At 71.0% G+C, this 20610-nt stretch carries 14 protein-coding genes; 11 read left to right on the top strand and 3 right to left on the bottom strand.

The annotated features are described in order from the left end of the window. The 9 genes from AB1460_RS00615 to AB1460_RS00575 all read left to right on the top strand — a co-directional run bounded on the left by AB1460_RS00615 (position 1) and on the right by AB1460_RS00575 (position 12232). Positions 1 to 2580: an NADH-quinone oxidoreductase subunit G gene (locus AB1460_RS00615; RefSeq protein ID WP_368958537.1), complete on the top strand. Its 2580-nt coding sequence runs from the start codon at positions 1 to 3 to the stop codon at positions 2578 to 2580. Then, on the top strand, positions 2577 to 3914 hold the full coding sequence (gene nuoH, locus AB1460_RS00610; RefSeq protein ID WP_368958536.1) for an NADH-quinone oxidoreductase subunit NuoH: 1338 nt from the start codon (positions 2577 to 2579) through the stop codon (positions 3912 to 3914). Before AB1460_RS00615 ends, nuoH begins: the two co-directional genes overlap by 4 nt. Positions 3915 to 3917: 3 nt before the next feature. Next, positions 3918 to 4577, top strand: a complete 660-nt coding sequence (gene nuoI, locus AB1460_RS00605; protein ID WP_368958535.1) for an NADH-quinone oxidoreductase subunit NuoI — start codon at positions 3918 to 3920, stop codon at positions 4575 to 4577. Next, the gene (locus tag AB1460_RS00600) at positions 4574 to 5533 is read left to right on the top strand and encodes an NADH-quinone oxidoreductase subunit J (protein ID WP_368958534.1); all 960 of its coding nucleotides are present in this window, start codon (positions 4574 to 4576) and stop codon (positions 5531 to 5533) included. Before nuoI ends, AB1460_RS00600 begins: the two co-directional genes overlap by 4 nt. Further along, the gene (nuoK, locus tag AB1460_RS00595; RefSeq protein ID WP_066066242.1) at positions 5530 to 5829 is read left to right on the top strand and encodes an NADH-quinone oxidoreductase subunit NuoK; all 300 of its coding nucleotides are present in this window, start codon (positions 5530 to 5532) and stop codon (positions 5827 to 5829) included. The genes AB1460_RS00600 and nuoK overlap by 4 nt, the downstream gene beginning before the upstream one ends. A gap of 258 nt (positions 5830 to 6087) precedes the next feature. Beyond that, complete coding sequence (gene nuoL / locus AB1460_RS00590; RefSeq protein WP_368958533.1) at positions 6088 to 8073, top strand: NADH-quinone oxidoreductase subunit L; 1986 nt, start codon at positions 6088 to 6090, stop codon at positions 8071 to 8073. A gap of 1 nt (position 8074) precedes the next feature. Then, complete coding sequence (locus AB1460_RS00585) at positions 8075 to 9634, top strand: NADH-quinone oxidoreductase subunit M (protein WP_368958532.1); 1560 nt, start codon at positions 8075 to 8077, stop codon at positions 9632 to 9634. After that, complete coding sequence (gene nuoN / locus AB1460_RS00580; protein WP_368958531.1) at positions 9631 to 11208, top strand: NADH-quinone oxidoreductase subunit NuoN; 1578 nt, start codon at positions 9631 to 9633, stop codon at positions 11206 to 11208. The genes AB1460_RS00585 and nuoN overlap by 4 nt, the downstream gene beginning before the upstream one ends. 7 nt (positions 11209 to 11215) lie before the next feature. Beyond that, the gene (locus AB1460_RS00575; protein ID WP_368958530.1) at positions 11216 to 12232 is read left to right on the top strand and encodes a polyprenyl synthetase family protein; all 1017 of its coding nucleotides are present in this window, start codon (positions 11216 to 11218) and stop codon (positions 12230 to 12232) included. 92 nt (positions 12233 to 12324) lie between these two features. Here AB1460_RS00575 and AB1460_RS00570 read toward each other — a convergent pair whose 3' ends face one another. From AB1460_RS00570 to AB1460_RS00560, 3 genes are all read right to left on the bottom strand, one after another. Further along, positions 12325 to 13821: a hypothetical protein gene (locus tag AB1460_RS00570; RefSeq protein WP_368958529.1), complete on the bottom strand. Its 1497-nt coding sequence runs from the start codon at positions 13819 to 13821 to the stop codon at positions 12325 to 12327. Positions 13822 to 14225: 404 nt separating this feature from the next. After that, the gene (locus AB1460_RS00565; RefSeq protein ID WP_368958528.1) at positions 14226 to 15287 is read right to left on the bottom strand and encodes a 2-oxoacid:ferredoxin oxidoreductase subunit beta; all 1062 of its coding nucleotides are present in this window, start codon (positions 15285 to 15287) and stop codon (positions 14226 to 14228) included. Next, on the bottom strand, positions 15284 to 17170 hold the full coding sequence (locus AB1460_RS00560) for a 2-oxoacid:acceptor oxidoreductase subunit alpha (protein ID WP_368958527.1): 1887 nt from the start codon (positions 17168 to 17170) through the stop codon (positions 15284 to 15286). The genes AB1460_RS00565 and AB1460_RS00560 overlap by 4 nt, the downstream gene beginning before the upstream one ends. A 1038-nt stretch (positions 17171 to 18208) precedes the next feature. Between AB1460_RS00560 and AB1460_RS00555 the strand changes: the two genes are divergently transcribed. Further along, positions 18209 to 19261, top strand: a complete 1053-nt coding sequence (locus AB1460_RS00555; protein WP_368958526.1) for a Rossmann-like and DUF2520 domain-containing protein — start codon at positions 18209 to 18211, stop codon at positions 19259 to 19261. Between the two features lie 83 nt (positions 19262 to 19344). Beyond that, entirely contained in the window at positions 19345 to 20217 is an 873-nt protein-coding gene (htpX, locus tag AB1460_RS00550) for a zinc metalloprotease HtpX (RefSeq protein ID WP_368958525.1), read from the top strand. Positions 20218 to 20610 lie beyond the last annotated feature (393 nt).

Genomic DNA, 20610 nt, shown 5'->3' with positions numbered 1-20610 from the left:
ATGACCGTCGCCCCAGAGAAGCCGGCCGTGCCGGCCGCCCCCGACCACGTCACGCTCACCATCGACGGCCTGCCGGTGAGCGTGCCGAAGGGCACCCTGATCATCCGGGCCGCGGAGCAGCTGGGCATCGAGATCCCGCGCTTCTGCGACCACCCGCTGCTGGACCCGGTCGGGGCCTGCCGGCAGTGCATCGTGGAGGTGGAGGGCCAGCGCAAGCCGGTCGCCTCCTGTACCACGACGGTCGCCGCGGACATGGTGGTCAAGACCCAGATCTCCTCGCCGGTGGCCAAGAAGGCACAGGCCGGGACGCTGGAGTTCCTGCTGCTCAACCACCCCCTCGACTGCCCGATCTGCGACAAGGGCGGCGAGTGCCCGCTGCAGAACCAGTCGATGGCGAACGGCGCCGCCACCTCCCGGTTCAAGGAGACCAAGCGGGCCTACCCCAAGCCGCTGGCCATCTCCACCCAGATCCTGCTGGACCGCGAGCGCTGCGTGCTCTGCGCGCGGTGCACCCGGTTCTCCGCGCAGATCGCCGGCGACCCGTTCATCGAGCTGTTCGAGCGCGGTGCCGCCGAGCAGGTCGCGGTCAGCGACGGGCAGCCGTTCTCGTCCTACTTCTCCGGCAACACGGTGCAGATCTGCCCGGTCGGCGCGCTCACCAGCGCCGCCTACCGGTTCCGGGCCCGGCCGTTCGACCTGGTGTCGACGCCGACGTCCTGTGAGCACTGCGCCGCCGGCTGCTCGCTGCGCACCGACCACCGCCGCGGCAAGGTGACCCGTCGCCTCGCCGCCGAGGACCCGGCGGTCAACGAGGAGTGGAACTGCGACAAGGGCCGCTTCGCGTTCACCTACGCCCGGCAGGCCGACCGTCTCACCACTCCGCTGATCCGCGACGACAACACCGGTGAGCTGGTCGAGGCGAGCTGGTCGGAGGCGCTGGAGTACGCCGCCCGCGGTCTCGCCGAGTGCCGGGACCGCCGCGGCGTCGGCGTGCTGGCCGGAGGCCGGCTCACCCGCGAGGACGCCTACGCCTACGCCAAGTTTGCCCGGGTGGCCCTGCGTACCAACGATGTGGACTTCCGGGCCCGCCCGCACTCCGCCGAGGAGGAGGCGTTCCTCGGCAGCGAGGTCGCCGGCACCGGCATCGGCGTCACCTACGCCGACCTGGAGGCCGCCCCCGCCGTCCTGCTCGTGGCCTTCGAGCCCGAGGAGGAGTCCGGCATCGTCTTCCTGCGGCTGCGGAAGGCGGCCGACAAGCGCGGCACCGCCGTGCACGCGCTCGCGCCGCTGGTCACCCGTGGCCTGCGGAAGCTGGCCGGCACCCTGATCCCGATCGTGCCCGGTGGCGAGGCCGCCGCGCTCGACGAGCTGGCCGCCGGGACGACCGGCGCCGCCACGACCGAGGCGCTGCGCGCACCCGGCGCGGTGATCCTGGTCGGTTCGCGGGCAGCCGAGTCGCCCGGGGCCCTCTCGGCCGCCCTGCGGCTGGCCGAGACGACCGGTGCCGCGCTGGCCTGGGTACCGCGCCGCGCCGGCGAGCGCGGTGCGGTGTCCGCCGGCCTGCTGCCGTCACTGCTCCCCGGCGGACGCCCGGTGGCGGACGTCGGAGCCCGCGCCGAGGTGGAGTCCTTCTGGGGCGCCAACCTGCTCGGCGCGCCCGGCCGCGACACCGCCGGCATCCTGGCCGCCGCCGACGCGGGCCAGCTCGACGCGGTCGTGGTCGCGGGCGTCGACGCCGAGGACCTGCCGAACCCGGCCGCCGCCCTGGAGACCCTGGCGGGGGTGCCGTTCTGCATCTCGCTGGAGATCCGCCGCTCGTCGATCGCCGAGGTCGCCGACGTGGTCTTCCCCGTGGCCCCGGTCGCGGAGAAGGCGGGCACGTTCGTGAACTGGGAGGGCCGGCTGCGTCCCTTCCAGCGGGCCCTCGACACTCCCGCGTTGCCCGACCTGCGGGTGCTGCACCTGCTCGCCGCCGAGATGGGCATCGACCTGCGCGTTCCGGACGCCGGGGCGGCCGCGCGCGAGCTGAGCGAGCTCGGCCGGGCCGGCGACGAGACCGGCCGTGGCCCGGCACCGACGGACGTCCCGTCCGCACCGGTGGCCGCCGGGCCGGGCGAGGCTCTGCTCGCCACCTGGCACCTCAACATCGACGACGGCGCGCTGCAGGCCGGCGAGCCCTACCTCGCCGGCACCGCCCGCCCGCCGCAGGTGCTGCTCTCGGCGGCCACCGCGGCCGAGATCGGCGCGGTCGAAGGCCAGCCGGTCACCGTCAGCACCGCCCGCGGCTCCGTCACCCTGCCGCTGGAGATCAGCGAGATGCCCTTCCGGGTGGTCTGGGTCCCGACGCACTCGCCCGGCTCGCACGTGCGCCGTTCGCTGGCGGAGCACGCGGGGGTCCGGGTGCGGCTCAGCGCCGGCGGTCTGCTGCCGACCGAGACCGCGCCCGGCGGCGGCGTCGACACCTTCCCGGTCGACGAGACGCGCGGTACCGCGCTGGGCTCGCAGCTCGCCGAGGCCAGGGACACCGCTGTGACCGTGACCCCGCTCGGCCGGAACGACACCACCGGAGGCCGGGCATGACCGGGACCTCGACGCTCCTGATCGCCGCGAACATGGGCGACCCGGACACGTCCGTCCTCACCGACGACCCGTTCTGGCTCATCCTGATCAAGGCCGTCGCGGTCTTCGCGTTCCTGCTGGTGATGACGCTGTTCGCGATCGTCTTCGAGCGCAAGGTCGTCGCGAAGATGCAGCAGCGGGTCGGGCCGAACCGGCACGGCCCGCGCGGCTGGCTGCAGAGCCTCGCCGACGGCGTGAAGCTCATGCTCAAGGAAGACATCATCCCGGCACTGGCCGACAAGCCGATCTTCATCCTGGCGCCGGTCATCTCCGCGGTGCCCGCGTTCCTGGCGTTCGCGTGCATCCCGTTCGGGCCCGAGGTGTCGATCTTCGGTGAGCGGACCCTGCTGCAGCTCGCGGACCTGCCGGTCAGCGTCCTGTACCTGCTGGCGGCGGCGTCGGTGGGTGTCTACGGACTGATCCTCGCCGGCTGGTCCAGCGGGTCGACGTACCCGCTGCTCGGCTCGCTGCGTTCGGCCGCGCAGATCATCTCCTACGAGGTCGCGATGGGCCTCGCCTTCGTCGCGGTGTTCATCTACGCCGGGACGCTGAGCACGGCCGGCATCGTGCAGAGCCAGCACGACTGGTGGTACGTCGCGCTGCTGCCGTCCTTCATCCTGTACGTGATCGCGATGGTCGGCGAGACGAACCGGACGCCGTTCGACCTCCCCGAGGCCGAGGGCGAGCTGGTCGGCGGCTTCCACACCGAGTACAGCTCGATCAAGTTCGCCTTCTTCTTCCTCGCCGAGTACATCAACATGGTCACCGTCTCGGCGATCGCGACGACGCTGTTCCTCGGCGGGTGGCAGCCGCCGCCGATCCCGGGCCTGTCCGGGCTGGACCACGGCTGGTTCCCGCTGATCTGGTTCGTCGCCAAGCTGCTGCTGTTCATCTTCGTCTTCATCTGGCTGCGGGGAACGCTGCCGCGGCTGCGCTACGACCAGTTCATGGCCTTCGGCTGGAAGGTCCTCATCCCGGTCGGCCTGGTCTGGGTGGTCGCGGTCGCGACGTTCCGCGCCTACCAGGAGCACGTCACCGACCGGACGCCCTGGCTCATCGGCTTCGGGGTCGTGGTGGGCATCCTGCTCATCGTCGCGATCATCGACCCGGGTGCGGGCAGGGCTCAACGGGAGCAGGAGGAGGCCGAGCGGGAACGGGCCGAATCCGCCCCGAGCCTCGACCGGATCCCCTGGCCCCCGCCGTCCGGCGGCCCGGCCACGGGTGTGCTGGCAGGGCGCGACAAGGGAAACACCACCGTCATCCCCGCGGGCTCCGGCCCGCGTCAGGAGAGCTGAACCATGGGGATCCTCGACCCCTACAAGGGATTCGGCGTCACCTTCTCGACGATGTTCAAGAAGCCGACGACCGAGCAGTACCCGGAGTACAAGAAGGAGACGGCGCCGCGGTTCCACGGCCGGCACCAGCTCAACCGGCACCCCGACGGTCTCGAGAAGTGCGTCGGGTGCGAGCTGTGCGCCTGGGCGTGCCCCGCGGACGCGATCTACGTCGAGGGCGCGGACAACACCGACGAGGAGCGCTACTCCCCGGGTGAGCGCTACGGCAGCGTCTACCAGATCAACTACCTGCGCTGCATCCTGTGCGGGCTGTGCATCGAGGCGTGCCCGACCCGGGCGCTCACCATGTCGAACGACTACGAGCTCGCCGACGACAGCCGCGCCGACCTGATCTTCACCAAGGAGCAGCTCCTCGCCCCGCTGCGGGAGGGGATGGAGTCCCCGCCGCACCCGATGCGGCTCGGCGAGAGCGAGACCGACTACTACACCCGCGACCCGGACGCCCCCCTGCCCTGGCAGGTCGGCAGCACCCCGGATGGCGGTGCGCCCGCCGGGGACACCCAGGCCGAGGCGGAGAGCGTCATCGCCCGCCGGGTCGCCGGCGAGCACTCCCGGGCGGACGAGGTTCCCGCCCACGGCGCCGGTTCGGAGCAGCCGCGATGAGTCCGCAGATCCTCGCCCAGGCGGCGGAGATGACCAGCACGTCGAACGGCGAGGCCTGGACCTTCTGGCTCCTCGCACCCGTCGCGGTCATCGCCGCCCTCGGGCTGGTGCTGGTGCGCAGCGCGGTGCACTCGGCGCTGCTGCTGGTCGTGAACCTGTTCTGCGTCGCGGTGTTCTACCTGATCCAGGACGCACCCTTCCTCGGGTTCGTCCAGATCATCGTCTACACCGGCGCAATCATGGTCCTGTTCCTGTTCGTGCTGATGCTGGTCGGCGTGGACTCGTCCGACTCGCTTGTCGAGACCCTGCGCGGCCAGCGGATCGCCGCGGTGATCCTCGGCCTGGGCTTCGCCGGCCTGCTGGTCTTCCCGATCGGCCGGGCGATCGACGGTGGCACGGCGGCGGGCCTGGAGGCGGCGAACAGCGGGGGCAACGTCCACGCGATCGGACGCCTGCTCTTCACCGAGTACGTGTTCGTCTTCGAGGCGATCTCGGTCCTGCTGGTTGTGGCCGCCATCGGGACGATGGTGCTGGGCCACCGCGAGCACACCGGCGGGAAGCTCACGCAGAAGGAGCAGATGCGCCGGCGCTTCACCGCGGGCGGGCCGGTCACGCCGCGACCCGGGCCGAAGGTCTTCGCGCTCAACCCCGATCTGGAGCAGGCCGTCCGCGGCACCGGCGAGCTTCCGGCCGTCGGCGGTACGTCCGCCGGTGACGGGCCCGGTGCCAGCGGCGCCGGCCCTGGCCCTGCCACGGGTGGTCCAGGCGGCCCGAGTGGCTCCGGCGGCCCCGGTAACACGGGCGGTCCGGGTGGTTCAGGTGGTACGGGTGGCGACGGCGAGCCGGGCACCGGCGGTGGCGGCGAGGGCGTGAACGGCACAGCGGAGCGCTCCGACAGCGGGAGCGCCGTGGGCGAGTCGGCGCCGGTCGGCGCGGGCAGGGGGAGTGGTCGGTGAACCCGGCGAACTATCTGATCCTGTCGGGACTGCTGTTCACCATCGGGGCGACCGGCGTACTGGTCCGGCGCAACGCGATCGTCGTGTTCATGTCGATCGAGCTGATGCTCAACTCGGTGAACCTGACGCTGGTGACCTTCTCCCGCATCCACGGCACGCTGGAGGGCCAGATCATGGCGTTCTTCGTCATGGTCGTGGCCGCCGCCGAGGTGGTCGTCGGCCTAGCCATCATTCTGGCGATCTTCCGGACGCGCAGATCCGCCTCGGTCGACGACGTGAACCTCCTGAAGTACTGAGCCGCTGAGGTCTGAGTAACTCGATGTACTGAGCAACCTCGATGTACTGAGCAACCTCGACGGACTGAGCGCAACCCTCGACGTACTCGGGCCTCCTCCAGGCCTGTCCCCGGCCGCCCACGACGCGGCCGCGACCGGGACCTCCGGTCACGGAAGAACGGACGACACTGCAGTGACGCTTTGCGCAACAGGGGCGGCGCAGCCCGGACCACCTCCGGTGGCCCTGGCGCTGGCGCACGTACCCGGAACCGGACCGCGATGAGCGCGCCAGGGGCCCTCCTCGCGGCCGAGGAGCACGGCGGTGGGGCCGTGCACTACGCCGCCGCGTCCGGGGCGTTCTCGCTGACCTGGCTGCTCATCGCGCTGCCGCTGGCCGGGGCGGCCGTTCTCCTGCTCGGCGGGCGGCGCACCGACCGGTGGGGCCACCTGCTCGGAACGCTCACGGCGGCGGCCTCGTTCGTCGTCGGCCTGGTGCTGTTCGTCGGGCTGCTCGACCGGGAGGGCGACGACCGCGCGGTCTCCCAGCACCTGTTCAGCTGGGTGCCGGTCAACAGCTTCCAGGTGGACGTCGGCCTGTTGGTGGACCAGCTGTCCATCCTGTTCGTGCTGCTGATCACCGGTGTGGGAACGCTGATCCACATCTACTCGATCGGCTACATGGCGCACGACCCCGGGCGGCGGCGCTTCTTCGCCTACATGAACCTGTTCCTGGCGTCCATGCTGCTGCTGGTCCTGGGGAACAACTTCCTGGTTCTCTACGGCGGCTGGGAGCTGGTCGGTCTCTCGTCCTACCTGCTCATCAAGTTCTGGGAGTACAAGCCCGCCGCGGCCACCGCCGCGAACAAGGCCTTCTACATGAACCGGGTCGGTGACGTCGGGCTGGCGCTCGCCATCATGTTCATGTTCGCCACCGTCGGCAGCACCAACTACGACGACGTGTTCGGCGCGGCCGCCGCGGACGTGATCGGCTACGGCACCATCAGCGCGGTCGCGCTGCTGCTCCTGCTCGGCGCGTGCGGCAAGTCCGGCCAGTTCCCGCTGCAGGCCTGGCTGCCGGACGCCATGGAGGGCCCCACCCCGATCTCCGCGCTGATCCACGCCGCGACGATGGTCACCGCCGGTGTCTACCTGATCGTCCGCGCGGCGCCGATCTTCGACCAGACGCAGGCCGCCCGCACCGTCGTCCTGATCATCGGCGCGGTCACGATCCTGATCGGGTGCGTCATCGGCTGCGCCTACGACGACATCAAGAAGGTCCTGGCGTACTCGACGGTCAGCCAGATCGGCTACATGTTCCTGGCCGTGGGCCTCGGGCCCGCCGGCTACGCGCTCGGCATCATGCACCTGCTGGCGCACGGCTTCTTCAAGGCCGGCCTCTTCCTCGGTTCCGGCTCCGTCATCCACGCGATGGACGACGAGCAGGACATGCGCCGCTACGGCGGCCTGCGGAAGTACATGCCGATCACCTGGATCACCTTCGGGCTCGGCTACCTGGCGATCATCGGCTTCCCGGGCCTGTCCGGCTTCTTCACCAAGGACCGCATCATCGAGACCGCGCTGGCCAAGGGCGGGACGAGCGGCTACGTCCTCGGCGGAGTGGCACTGCTCGGCGCCGGCATCACCGCGTTCTACATGACCCGGCTGTTCCTCATGACCTTCCACGGCAAGGAACGCTGGGAACACGAGGGCCCGGCCGCGAAGCACCCGCACGAGTCGGCGGCCACGATGACCGGCCCGATGCTGCTGCTCGCGGTCGGCTCGGTGTTCGCCGGTGGCCTGTTCGTCCTCGGCAACTCGATGCAGAACTGGCTGGCGCCGGTCGTCGGCGAGCACGGTGAGGCGCACCACGACATCTCACCCGCCGTCGTCACCGCGCTGGTGCTGGTCGTCTCCGCCGGAGGTTTCGCCGGTGCGTACCTGCGCTACGCGCTGCGCCCCGTCGAGGCCGTCGCCCGGCCGGACGCCGAGGTCAGCGTGGTCACCGTCGCCGCGCGGCACGACCTCTACGCGAACACCGTCAACGAAGCCGTCGCCATGCGGCCCGGGCAGTACCTGACCCGCTTCCTGGTCTGGGCGGACAACGTCGGCATCGACGGATTCGTGCGCGGCAGCGCCGCGGCCGTCGGCGGGCTGTCCGGCCGGCTGCGACGCACCCAGACCGGTTTCGTCCGGTCCTACGCACTGTCGATGTTGGGAGGTGCCGTCCTCGTGGTCGGTGCTCTGCTGCTGACCAGGGCCGGCTGACGTGAGTACGGCTCCCTGGCTGACGATCCTGCTGATCGTCCCCGCGGTCGGCTCTCTGGTGGTCGCGGGTCTCCCGCGCCGGTCCGTCACGCTCGCCAAGCAGCTCACGCTGGCGATCTCGCTCGCGGTGCTGGTGCTGGCCGTGCTGGCCACCGCCGCCTACGACCCGGACAAGGCCGGTTTCCAGTTCGGCCAGTCCTACGACTGGATCAAGGAGTTCGGCGTCTCCTACTCGGTGGGCGCCGATGGCATCTCGCTGGTGCTGATGCTGCTCGCCGCGCTGCTCGTGCCAGTGGTCGTGCTGGCCTCGTGGGACGAGGTCGAGGAGGGCAAGCGGTCGGTCCCGGCGTTCTTCGCGCTGCTGCTGGCGCTCGAGACGGGCATGATCGGGGTCTTCGCGGCCACCGACGTGTTCCTCTTCTACGTCTTCTTCGAGGCCATGCTCATCCCGATGTACTTCCTCATCGGGAGTTACGGGCCGGCCGAGGAGAAGGCGCAGCGCTCCTACGCGGCGGTGAAGTTCCTGCTCTACAGCCTGTTCGGCGGGCTGCTGATGCTGGCTGCGGTGATCGGTCTCTACGTGGTCTCCGCCGACCAGCTCGGTACCGGCACCTTCGACTTCGCCACCCTGCGCCAGCTGGAGATCACCCCCGGCGTGCAGAAGCTGCTGTTCCTCGGCTTCTTCGTCGCCTTCGCGATCAAGGCGCCGCTGTTCCCGTTCCACACCTGGCTGCCCGACGCCGGTGCGCAGTCGCCCACCGGCGGCGCCGTGCTGCTGGTCGGCGTCCTGGACAAGGTCGGCACCTTCGGCCTCATCCGGTACTGCATCCCGCTGTTCCCGGACGCCGCCGAGTACTTCGCGCCGATGGTGCTGGCCCTGGCGGTGATCGGCATCTTCTACGGCGCACTGCTGGCCATCGGCCAGCGGGACATGAAACGCCTGGTCGCCTACACCTCGCTGGCGCACTTCGGCTTCATCGCCCTGGGGACGTTCGCCTTCACCTCGCAGGCCGGCACGGGTGCCGTGCTCTACATGGTCAACCACGGCCTGTCGACGGGCCTGCTGTTCCTGGTGGTCGGCATCCTGGTCAGCCGGCGAGGCAGCCGGGACGTCAGCGCCTACGGCGGCATGGCCCAGGTGACGCCGATACTCGCCGGGGTCTTCCTGATCGCAGGCCTGTCCTCGCTGGCGCTGCCGGGCACGAACAGCTTCGTCAGCGAGTTCCTGGTGCTGGTCGGCACCTTCACCGAGTACCGGGCGCTGGCGATCGTGGCGACCTGCGGCATCGTGCTCGCCGCGGTCTACATCCTCTACCTGTACCAGCGCACGATGACCGGTCCGATCAAGGACGAGAAGATGCGCCTCGTCAAGGACCTCAGCACGCGGGAGCGGCTGGTGGTCGCCCCGATGGTCGCGCTGATCATCGGGCTCGGTGTGTACCCCAAGCCGCTGCTCGACATCATCACGCCCACGGTCACCGCCACCTTCGAGGACATCGGGAAGTCTGACCCGGCGCCGACGGCCCCGGTGGCCGCGCCGGAATCCGGAGGCCATTCGTGAGCGCAGTACCCACTGTGCTGGCGCAGGACGTCACACAGAAGATCACACCGCCGTCGATCGAGTACTCGGCGCTCAGCCCGATGCTCATCCTCTTCGGCGTCGCCCTGGCCGGTGTCCTCGTCGACGCCTTCGCGCCGCCGAAGGCCCGGCGGGTGCTGCAACCGCTGCTCGCGGCCGGCGGCTTCATCGCCGCCTTCGTCGCCGTCGTGCTCCTGCACACCCGGCGCGAGATCCTCGCCGCCGGCGCGGTGGCCATCGACGGGCCCACCCTGTTCATGCAGGGCACCATCCTGGTGTTCGCGGCGCTGGCCGTCCTGCTCGTCGCCGAGCGCCGGCTGGACTCCTCCGGTGGCGCGCTCGTCGCCTCCGCGGCCGTCGTGCCCGGTTCCAAGGGCTCCACGGCGCAGCGCACCTCCCCGGAGGTGCAGACCGAGGCCTATCCGCTGATGGTCTTCTCGGTCAGCGGCATGCTGCTCTTCGTCGCCTCGAACAACCTGCTCGTCATGTTCGTCGCGCTGGAGATCCTCTCGCTGCCGCTGTACCTGCTGGCCGGACTCGCCCGCCGGCGGCGCCTGCTGTCGCAGGAAGCCGCGATGAAGTACTTCCTGCTCGGGGCGTTCTCGTCGGCCTTCTTCCTCTACGGCGTCGCGTTCGCCTACGGCTACGCCGGCAGTGTCGAGCTGGGCCGGGTCGCCGACGCGGTCGGCACGGTGGGCCAGAACGACACCTACCTCTACCTGTCGCTGGCCCTGCTCGGTGTCGGCCTGTTCTTCAAGATCGGTGCCGCTCCGTTCCACTCCTGGACGCCGGATGTCTACCAGGGCGCCCCGACGCCGATCACCGCGTTCATGGCGGCCGGCACCAAGGTGGCCGCCTTCGGCGCCCTGCTCCGGGTCTTCTACGTGGCCTTCGGGGGTATGCGCTGGGACTGGCGTCCCGTGGTGTGGGCCGTCGCGATCCTCACCATGGTCGTCGGGGCTGTGCTGGCGCTGACCCAGCGCGACATCAAGCGGATGCTGGCCTACTCGGCCGTCGCCCACGCCGGCTTCCTGCTGGTCGGCATGGCCGGCTCGAACACCGACGGCCTGCGCGGCGCGATGTTCTACCTGGTGACCTACGGCTTCACCACCATCGCCGCGTTCGGTGTCGTCTCGCTCGTCCGCACCGGAGACGGGGAGGCCAGCGACCTGTCTCAGTGGCAGGGCCTGGGCCGCACGTCGCCGGTGGTCGCGGGCACGTTCGCGTTCCTGCTGCTCGCACTGGCCGGTATCCCGCTGACCAGCGGATTCACCGGAAAGTTCGCGGTCTTCCAGGCCGCGATCGCCGGTGATGCCACCCCGCTCGTCGTCGTCGCGCTTGTCTGCAGCGCCATCGCCGCCTTCTTCTACGTCCGCGTGATCGTGCTGATGTTCTTCTCCGAGCCGTTGGCTGACGGCCCGGTGGTGGTCACCCGCCCGACGCTGACTTTCGCCACGGTGGGTATAGGTGCACTCATGACCCTGCTGCTGGGCGTAATTCCCCAGCCACTTCTCGACCTTGCGACCACCGCGGCGACCTCCGGCTTCGTACGCTGATGGCGGTATGAGCGCTATCGGGCTGGACGTGATGGGGATCAGGGCCGACCCTGATCTTGAGAAGGCTGTCCGGGTCGGGCTCGCCGCGGTCGAGGACCAGCTGCGGGTGTCCGTCCGCAGCGAGTTCTCGTTCGTCACCGAGGCATCCCGGCACCTCGTCGATGCGGGCGGCAAGCGGTTCCGGCCGATGGTCGTGCTGCTCGCGGCGCAGTTCGCCGATCCCGACGCTGTCGGCGTGGTGCCGGCCGCCGTCGCGATCGAGCTGACGCACCTGTCGACGCTGTACCACGACGACGTGATGGACGAGGCGCCGTTGCGGCGTGGCGCGGCATCGGCGAACGCCCGCTGGACGAACACGGTCGCGATCCTCACCGGCGACTTCCTGTTCGCCCGCGCCTCCGAGATCACGGCCGACCTGGGGCCGGAGGCCACCCGCATCCTGGCCCGCACCATCGCCGCGCTGTGCGAGGGGCAGATCCGCGAGACCGTCGGCCCCGCGCCCGGCCAGGACCCGATCGAGCACTACCTGCGGGTCATCACCGACAAGACCGCGTCACTGATCGCCACCTCCGGCCGGCTCGGGGCGATGCTCGCCGGCGCCGACCCGGTGACGTCCGACATCCTCGCCGCGTTCGGTGAGCGGTTCGGGGTGGCCTTCCAGCTCTCCGACGACCTCATCGACGTGGCGTCGCCGACCGAGGCGTCCGGGAAGACCCCCGGCACCGATCTGCGTGAGGGCATCCCGACGCTGCCCGTCCTGTATGCCCTGGAGGGCGACGACGCGGGTGCGCGGCGGCTGCGTGACCTGCTCGGCGAGAACCCCTGGGCGCAGGAGGGAGTCGCGGAGCCCGCCGTCGCGGAGGCGTTGGAGGTACTGCGGGAGCACCCGGCCATGGGCCGGGCACGTGCCGAGCTGATCCGCTGGTCGAGTGAGGCCCGCGCCTGCCTGGCTCCGCTCCCGGACAGCTCCGCGAAGGTGGCCCTCGAGTCACTGGCCGACTTCGTCGTCGACCGCACGGGCTGACCACGAGCTGACCACGAACTGCCAGCGGCCGCCCACCCGCCAGAGGCGGTGGGCGGCCGCAGGGATCTTCCCGGCCCCGTGGCCGGGCGGCCTTACCTGGTGGCGGAGCTGCTCGTCGCCGTGGAGCCGGAGGTCGCGGGCGGGAAGAGCGAATCCCAGATCGGGGTGACCTGCACCGGCTCCGGGTTGAACGGCAGCGAACCCTCCTCCTCGTCCTCCGGCGTCGTGCTCGGCGGCGGGGTGGTCGAGGTCGAGCTGGACGGGCGCGGAGTAGTGGGCGTCGTCGTGCCGCCGGATGCCGGCTTCGTCGCCGGGGCTGTCGGCCTCGGCGTGGCGGTGCCCCCGGGCTGGGTGGTCCCCGGGGCGGTGGTCGTGCCGCCGGTGGTGGTGCCGCCGGGCGTTGCACCAGGGGTCGTGCCCGTGGTGGTTCCACCGGTCGTGGTTCCGCCGGTGGCCGGGTCGGCCGTCGTGCCCGCCGGCGGGGTGGACCCGCCCGGCGTCGGCGCCGCGCTGGTCTGCGGCGTCAGCGGTACGAATGGGATCTCGTAGCCGGAGAGACCCTCCTCGCCCGTGGCGCCCGTGGTGCCCGGGTTCACCGGCGGCGCCGGGGTGTCCTGCCGGGTGTAGTGCTGGTACCCGTACTCCTGGCCGATCGGGCCCGTGCTGGTGCTCGTGCCGGAACCGGTGGGGAAGGTGTCGCCGACAGGGTCGGAGACCTGCGGAGGCAGCAGCGGTTCGCGGCTGCCCCGGGAGGCCTGCGCGTCGTCCGAACCGAACGCGTGGCGGGCCTCGTCCACCTGGATGAGCGGCGTCGCGCCGGTCGTCGGCCCGGCGTTGGTGACCGGGTGCTCGCCCGTGAGCGCGACACCGGTCACGATCGCGGAGAGGCCGGCGAGGGAGGCGGTGCCCGCGACCACCATCCTGGTGCGGCCGGGTGCGCGGCGGGGGGCCGGTGCGCGGTGCGCTCCGCGGCCGGCCGTGGCGGAACCCGACCGGGTGCCTCCCGGGCGCGGCGCCCGATCCCGGGGGGCTGGTGCGCCCGGATCGACGTCCTCGGCGTGCCCGACGTCGAGGGAGCCGACCGGGCGCACGGGCTCGAACAGCGAGGAGCGCGTGGTGCGGGCGGGCCGGGCCGGCCGTGCGGTGTCGGCACCGGAGCTCATCGACAGCGGCCCGGTGAGCGTGTCGATCTCTCCGGGGGGTCGGCTGGTCGGCCGGGGCGGCGGGAAACGCCTCGGCAGCGGGGACGTCCCCGCGGAGGGGCTGCTGCTCCACTCGCTGGTGACCCAGGTGGAACGGGCCGGGGCCGCGCTCTGCTGCCGGCTCTGCGCCTGAGACGTCCGTGGGAGGGGCTCGGCACGCCGCTGGGCGTAGAGCGACGGCTCGCGATGCTGTGACGGCTCGCGGCGCGGCGTCGGGTAGCGGTGCGGCAGCGGCTCACGGGGGAGGTCGCGCTCGGAGGGCTGCGACAGGCGGCCGCGTGGGGGCGTGTGAGCCGAGGCCTGGCCCGGAGCCTCGGCCCGCGCCTCGGGGCGCCGACCGCTGCTGGGGGCTCCCCGGCTGTGCCGGCCCGCGGAGTGGCTACCCATGCCGCGCTCCCGCGGCCGACAGGCCCTGGAACCGGGTACTGGTGGGCGGCGGCGAGCCTCGGTGATGGGCTCGGTGACCTCGCGCTGCGTGAACCCGCACTACGCCTCCGGCTGTTCTGGTGTTGTGAGCCCCCCCGGGCCGCACGGCACCCCCACCGGCAATCACCTTACCGCACACTGATCAGAAAGCGGCAAGTGCAGCATGTGCCGCCAACAGGGACAAAAGGAAGCGGATGGCACCTTGGAGCGGCGCGCCGGCGGTCCGGAAACCATGCGCGGGGCCGAAAGGCGAAGGCCGGGGTGGTGTTGTTCCACCACCCCGGCCGTCACGGTCGTGCTGTCAGCCGACCTGAGCCGTCAGCCGATCTTCGCGGGCGCTCGACGCGCGGGCGCTCGATGCGCGGTCAGTCGATCGTCCAGGTCTCGCTGCCCGAGATGAGGCTGATCAGGTCCCCGGCGCCGCTCTTGGCGCGGGCCTGCTCGACCTGCCCGTTGAGGGCCTCGTCGTAGGTCGGTACGTCGACGTTGCGGAACACCCCGATCGGGGTGACTCCGTGGTCGTCGCCGGTCAGCCGCGACAGGGCGAAGGCCTGGCTCGGGTCCCGGTTCGCCGCATCGTGCACGAGGACACCCTCGTCGGTGGCCGCGCAGACCTCCAGGCCGCCCGACGCGGAGCGCCGGATGGCCTTGTCCCGCTCGGCGCCGAACAGCAGCGGCTCGCCGTCGACCAGCTTCAGGGTGACGTCGTCCCGCGTCGTCCGGTCCTTGAGGGGCTCGAACGCGCCATCGTTGAAGATGTTGCAGTTCTGGAAGATCTCGACGAACGCGGTGCCCGGGTGCTCCGCCGCGGCGCGCAGCACCGACGTCAGGTGGGCGCGGTCCGAGTCGATCGACCGGGCGACGAAGGTGGCCTCCGCGCCCAGCGCCAGCGACGCCGGGTTGTACGGGCGGTCCAGCGAGCCGAACGGTGTCGACTTCGTGATCTTCCCGACCTCGGAGGTCGGCGAGTACTGCCCCTTGGTCAGACCGTAGATCCTGTTGTTGAACATCAGGATCTTGAGGTTGACGTTGCGGCGCATCGCGTGGAGCAGGTGGTTCCCGCCGATGGACAGGGCGTCACCGTCACCGGTGACGACCCACACCGACAGGTCCGGACGGGAGGTGGCCAGCCCGGTCGCGATCGCCGGCGCACGCCCGTGGATCGAGTGCATCCCGTAGGTCTGCAGGTAGTACGGGAAACGGGAGGAGCACCCGATGCCCGAGATGAAGGCGACGTTCTCCCGGGCGATGCCGAGCTCCGGCAGGAAGCCCTGCACGGTCGCCAGGATGGCGTAGTCGCCGCAACCCGGGCACCAGCGCACCTCCTGGTCGGAGGTGAAGTCCTTGCGGGTCAGCTGGGTGGGGGCGGCGGGCACCAGGTCCAGGAGTCGGTTGGTAATCCCGTTGCCGTTCGTCGTGACGGTCACTGGTTGATCACATCCTCCAAGACGCCCGCGAGTTCCGCAGCCTTGAACGGCAGCCCACGGACCTGGTTGTAGCCGATCGCGTCCACCAGGAACTGCGACCTGATCAGGGTGCGGAGCTGGCCGAGGTTCATCTCGGGGATCAGCACCTTGTCGTAGGAGCGCAGCACCTCGGCAGTGTTCGCCGGGAACGGGTTGAGGTGGCGCAGGTGCGCCTGGGCCACGTGCAGGCCCTTGGCCCGGACCCGCCGGCAGCCGGCGGCGATCGGCCCGAAGGTCGACCCCCAGCCGAGCACGAGCACGTCCGCCATGCCGGACGGGTCGTCGACCTCCAGCGGGGCGATGTCACGGGCGATGCCGTCGACCTTCGCCTGCCGCAGCCGCACCATGCGGTCGTGGTTCGCCGGGTCGTAGGAGATGTTGCCCGATCCGTCCGCCTTCTCCAGACCACCGATCCGGTGCTCGAGGCCCGGGGTGCCGGGGACAGCCCACGGCCGGGCGAGCGTCTCGGGGTCGCGCTGGTAGGGCCAGAACTCGGGACCCTTGGGACCGGTGTGGTTCGGCTCGGTCGTGAAGGTCACCGTGAGGTCCGGCAGCTCCTCGCTGGTCGGCAGCAGCCACGGCTCGGAGCCGTTCGCCAGGTAGCCGTCCGAGAGCAGGAACACCGGTGTGCGGTACTTCGTCGCGATCCGGGCGGCCTCGATGGCGGCGTGGAAACAGTCCGCCGGTGACTGCGGCGCCACGATCGGCACCGGGGCCTCACCGTTGCGGCCGAACATCGCCTGCAGGAGGTCGGCCTGCTCGGTCTTGGTCGGCAGGCCGGTCGACGGGCCACCACGCTGGATGTCCACGATCAGCAGCGGCAGCTCCAGGCTGACCGCCAGGCCGATCGTCTCGCTCTTCAGCGCGACTCCCGGGCCGGACGTCGTCGTCACACCCAGCGAGCCGCCGAACGAGGCGCCGAGTGCCGCACCGACGCCGGCGATCTCGTCCTCGGCCTGGAACGTCCGGATGCCGAACTGCTTGTGCTTGCTCAGCTCGTGCAGGATGTCCGTCGCCGGGGTGATCGGGTAGGTGCCGAGGAACAGCGGCAGCTTCGTGAGCTCACCGGCGGCGATCAGCCCGTAGGAGAGGGCGATGTTCCCGGTGATGCGGCGGTAGGTGCCGGACCGCATACGGGCCGGGGCGACCTCGTAGGTCACCGAGAAGGACTCGGTGGTCTCGCCGTAGTTGAAACCGGCACGGAACGCGGCGATGTTGGCCGCCGCGATCTCCGGTCGCTTGGCGAACTTCTTCTTGAGGAAGCCCTCGGTGCCGCCGGTGGGCCGGTGGTACAGCCAGCTCATCAGGCCGAGCGCGAACATGTTCTTCGCCCGCTCGGCCTCCTTCTTGTTCACCGCCCCGCCGACGCCCTCGGCGGCGTGGACCGCGTTGATCGTCATCGACGTCAGCGGCACGCGGTGGACGGTGTAGTTGTCCAGGGTCCCGTCCGTCAGCGGGTCGGCGGCGTAGCCGGCCTTCTTCAGGTTGCCGCCGGTGAACGCATCGGTGTTGACGATCAGGTCCGCGCCAGGTGGCAGGTCCTTGAGATTCGCCTTCAGCGCGGCCGGGTTCATGGCGACCAGGACGTCCGGGGCATCGCCCGGGGTCAGAATATCGTGATCGGAAAAATGGAGCTGGAAGCCAGAAACTCCGGCAGGCGTGCCGGCTGGCGCCCGAATTTCCGCGGGAAAGTCCGGAAGCGTGGACAGATCGTTGCCGAATGCCGCCGTCTCGCTCGTGAACTGTTCCCCGGTGAGCTGCATACCGTCGCCGGAGTCGCCGGCGAACCGCACGACGACCCGATCGAGCCGGCGGGTCTCCCTCTCCCTGACCTGCTCAGACACCTTTAGTAACCTCCTCAGGTACCACCCCAGCGTACCGGGCAGCTCAATAGGGCACGAGGATGCCGCCGCCCGGCGCCGCCGGGAAGAGCGGGGTACCGCGGCTTCCGGCCGGATTATCCCGACCGCCGACCCCTTGCTGGCCGTGCGTGACTGGTTGCAGTATGCGTTTTCTGGTATCGGCCGCGGGGGTCCGGGAACAGGGGGCCGGGCCGCCTCCGGCGGGCCGTGCGGACATGGTGCGAGCGGCCCGGACTCCCGCGGGCGACACACCGGTCGCGTGTCGCCGCGAGCGCGGAGCCGCGCCCACGCCGGGGCCCGTCGTCCCCTCGGGACCGCCATGACATACGACGTCACCCGCTCGCGGGAACCCTGACGGGTGTCCGCAGGCGGACAGCCGGACCTGGCCGGTCGGCCAGGCGACAGAGCCTCGTGCGCAGGCACCGAAGGCGCGTGTGGGCAGCCCGCCGGTGGCCTGTGCCCCGACCGCGGCAGGTATGTGCGGCGCGCGAGTATTCAGCTGGCCTCCGATCCGCGGCGGCTATGGCGGCGTAGTCGGCTAAACGACCGCTCGGCACCCCGGTGGTAACGCTGGCCCGCCTCGGCGGCCGCGCGGCCTGTCACAGTACGACTGTATTCCAGGAGCGGGCCGGATAGGGTCGATGGTGGCCGACGCAACCGTCGTCTATAGGCGGATCTCAGCGGTTCGCGGCGCCGCCAATTCGTATCGCTCGATAACGATGGCCGTGACCTGGTTGCGCCGCCGCCGGCACCAACCGTGCACGGAACGCCGTATGTAGGCAGCGGCGGCGTGTCGGCCGTCACGGTGCGGAGGGCAGGCCGGTGTCCGGCGGCTTCGCGGCCGGGCGGCATCACCCGAAACGGGCTCGCGAGAAGGCCACCACGGCAGTGCTGACGGCCGACCCGGCATCCCGGGCACCACTCGAACGCCGCCCGTTCCTTTGCGCTGTGACGTTCGGGTTTACCGGTGTGAGCCCGACCGGACGGATGGTGGATGGCGTGCACGAGGAGGAGGGTTACATGCGGCCGCAGTCTCCCGACGCCGGACCGGCGGACGAACTGGCAGAGTCGCTGGATCCGGTCGAGCCCGTCGAGCCCGTGGAGCCCGTGGAGTCGGTGGAGCCCCTGGAGTCGGGGGAGCTGCCAGGGCGCTCCGTGGCGATCATCGGGCCGGGTCGGGCCGGCATGGCGATGGGCCGGGCGCTCATGGCCGCCGGATACCAGGTGAGCGCGTTGTACAGCCGGACCGGTGCTGGCCGAGAACGGGCCGCGGCTGTGTTCTCCGCCGCCGAGGTCTGCGCCACCCCCGCCGCGGCCGCGTCCCACGCAGAAGTGATCATTCTGGGTGTGCCGGACGACCGGATCGCCGAGGTGGCCCGGCAGGTCGCTCCCGGCGCTGCCCGCGCGCCGGCTCCCCTCGTCGCGCATCTGAGCGGGCGGCACGGGATCCTGCCGCTGCGCGCGGTGACCGCGGTCGGTGCCCGGGCCGCAGCAATCCATCCGATCATGACCCTGACCGGCGCACCGGGCGACGCGGCTCAGCTGGTCGGCGCGACGTTCGGCATCACCACCGCGCCTGGGGACGACGTCGCGGCCGCCCGCGCCCGTCGTCTCGTCGAGAGCGTCGGCGGCCGACCGGCGATCATCCCCGAGGAGCGGCGGGCGATCTACCACGCCGCCCTGGTGCTCGGCGGCAACTTCCTCGCCACCCTCGTCACCGCGGCCGGGCAGCTGGTGGCCGCGGCCGGCGTCGACGACCAGGCGGCGGCGCTCGGCCCACTGCTGCGGATGTCGCTGGAGAACGCGCTCGTCGCAGGCGTGCACGCGATGACCGGCCCGGTCCGGCGTGGCGATGTCGGGACCGTCACAGTCCAGTCGGCCGAGCTGGCAAGGCTGGACCCCCATCTCGCCGATGCCTACGCCGCGCTGGCCGTCCTGACGGCTGACCGCCTCGAGGACGCAGGCCTGCTGACCTCGGATGTCGCCGCCTCCGTGCGCGCCGCCGCGGGGGAGCGGGGCCGCGAACCGCATACACCCGGAGGTGCCGGGCAGGGCGGCGGCGCTCCGGCGTAGGGCAGCCGCCGCCGGGAACGAGGAGTGTCAGCTCCTTCGTTGGTGAAGTCGCAACAGGTCAACAGGACGGATGCGCGACAGCCATGCCTCATCGCAGTCTCAACGGGCTGAAGACGGCTCTTCTCCTCGGCGTGCTCTCGGCGGTCATCGTGGCGGTCGGTTCGCTGTTCGGCAGGGGCGGCATCGTGATCGCGGCCGTGCTCGCCCTCGGGATGAACGGCTTCTCCTACTTCTTTTCGGATCGGCTCGCGCTGCGCGCGATGCGTGCATACCCGGTCAGCCAGGTCCAGCAGCCTCGGCTGTACGCCATCGTGCAGGAACTCGCCACCCGGGCGCGGATGCCGATGCCGAGGCTCTATCTCAGCCCCACCTCGTCTCCGAACGCCTTCGCGACCGGCCGGAACCCGCGCAATGCGGCAGTGTGCTGCACCGAGGGAATCCTGGAGATCATGGACGACCGCGAGCTGCGCGGCGTCCTGGGTCACGAACTGAGTCACGTGTACAACCGCGACATCCTGATCGCCTCGGTTGCGGGCGCGCTGGCGAGCATCATCGTCTATTTCGCGAACATGATGCAGGTCTTCGCCTTCTTCGGGGGCGGCCGGGACGAGGACGGCCCCGGCCTGGTGGAGATGCTCGCCCTGATCGTCGTCGGCCCGATTGCCGCCACCATCATCCAGCTGGCAATCAGCCGCGCCCGTGAGTACCAGGCCGACGAGTCCGGGGCGACGTTGACGGGCGATCCGCTCGGGCTGGCCAGTGCTCTGCGCAAGCTGGAGGCTGGAACTGCGGCGCGCCCGCTGCCGGCCAGCTCCCGGCTCGGCCCGGCATCCGCGATGATGATCGCCAACCCGTTCCGCGGTGGTGGCGTCTCCCGGTTCTTCTCGACCCACCCGCCGATCGCCGAACGAGTCGCCCGGCTGGAAGAGCGCGCCCGGATGAACCCCTACCAGTAGGCCCCGCCGGGGCTGCGGCGAGCCATGGCGCGGACCACGTCGGCGCACGGTTTCGGCGGGTACAAGTCGGGCACAAGGAGTTCACTGCGGTGAAATAAGAAGACCCGCGGAAGGCACGCCGCAGCGCCCGAACACGAGTACGCTTAATCCTCACGGACCGCGGCGGAGCGTACCCCCCAGGTTCCGCCGCGCGCACCCCGCCCGAAACCCCCCATCGGGCGGGGTGCACCTTTTCCGGGGTATGTCTGCCGGCCCGGGGGCCGGCTTGCTTTCCGTACGAAAATCGGCGACCGTGCAGCATCCTGTGCACCTGCATGTGAATCCGGCCGCTGTCGGCGGCCCGCCTTCGTTGCCAAGGAAAATGTCATTTCGCCGGCGGCGGATGTCCTACGT

The sequence above is a fragment of the Parafrankia sp. FMc2 genome (genome assembly GCF_041008525.1).
Lineage (GTDB): Bacteria > Actinomycetota > Actinomycetes > Frankiales > Frankiaceae > Parafrankia.
Note: the sequence above shows the minus strand (reverse complement) of the source record. Positions and strands in the feature narration are given on the sequence as shown.

What these genes read in the sequence shown, in the direction of transcription:
- AB1460_RS00615 (WP_368958537.1), top strand. Translation starts at nt 1, where the DNA reads ATGACCGTCGCCCCAGAGAAGCCGGCCGTGCCGGCCGCCCCCGACCAC.
- nuoH (WP_368958536.1), top strand. Translation starts at nt 2,577, where the DNA reads ATGACCGGGACCTCGACGCTCCTGATCGCCGCGAACATGGGCGACCCG.
- nuoI (WP_368958535.1), top strand. Translation starts at nt 3,918, where the DNA reads ATGGGGATCCTCGACCCCTACAAGGGATTCGGCGTCACCTTCTCGACG.
- AB1460_RS00600 (WP_368958534.1), top strand. Translation starts at nt 4,574, where the DNA reads ATGAGTCCGCAGATCCTCGCCCAGGCGGCGGAGATGACCAGCACGTCG.
- nuoL (WP_368958533.1), top strand. Translation starts at nt 6,088, where the DNA reads ATGAGCGCGCCAGGGGCCCTCCTCGCGGCCGAGGAGCACGGCGGTGGG.
- AB1460_RS00575 (WP_368958530.1), top strand. Translation starts at nt 11,216, where the DNA reads ATGAGCGCTATCGGGCTGGACGTGATGGGGATCAGGGCCGACCCTGAT.
- AB1460_RS00570 (WP_368958529.1), bottom strand. Translation starts at nt 13,821, where the DNA reads ATGGGTAGCCACTCCGCGGGCCGGCACAGCCGGGGAGCCCCCAGCAGC.
- AB1460_RS00555 (WP_368958526.1), top strand. Translation starts at nt 18,209, where the DNA reads ATGCGGCCGCAGTCTCCCGACGCCGGACCGGCGGACGAACTGGCAGAG.
- htpX (WP_368958525.1), top strand. Translation starts at nt 19,345, where the DNA reads ATGCCTCATCGCAGTCTCAACGGGCTGAAGACGGCTCTTCTCCTCGGC.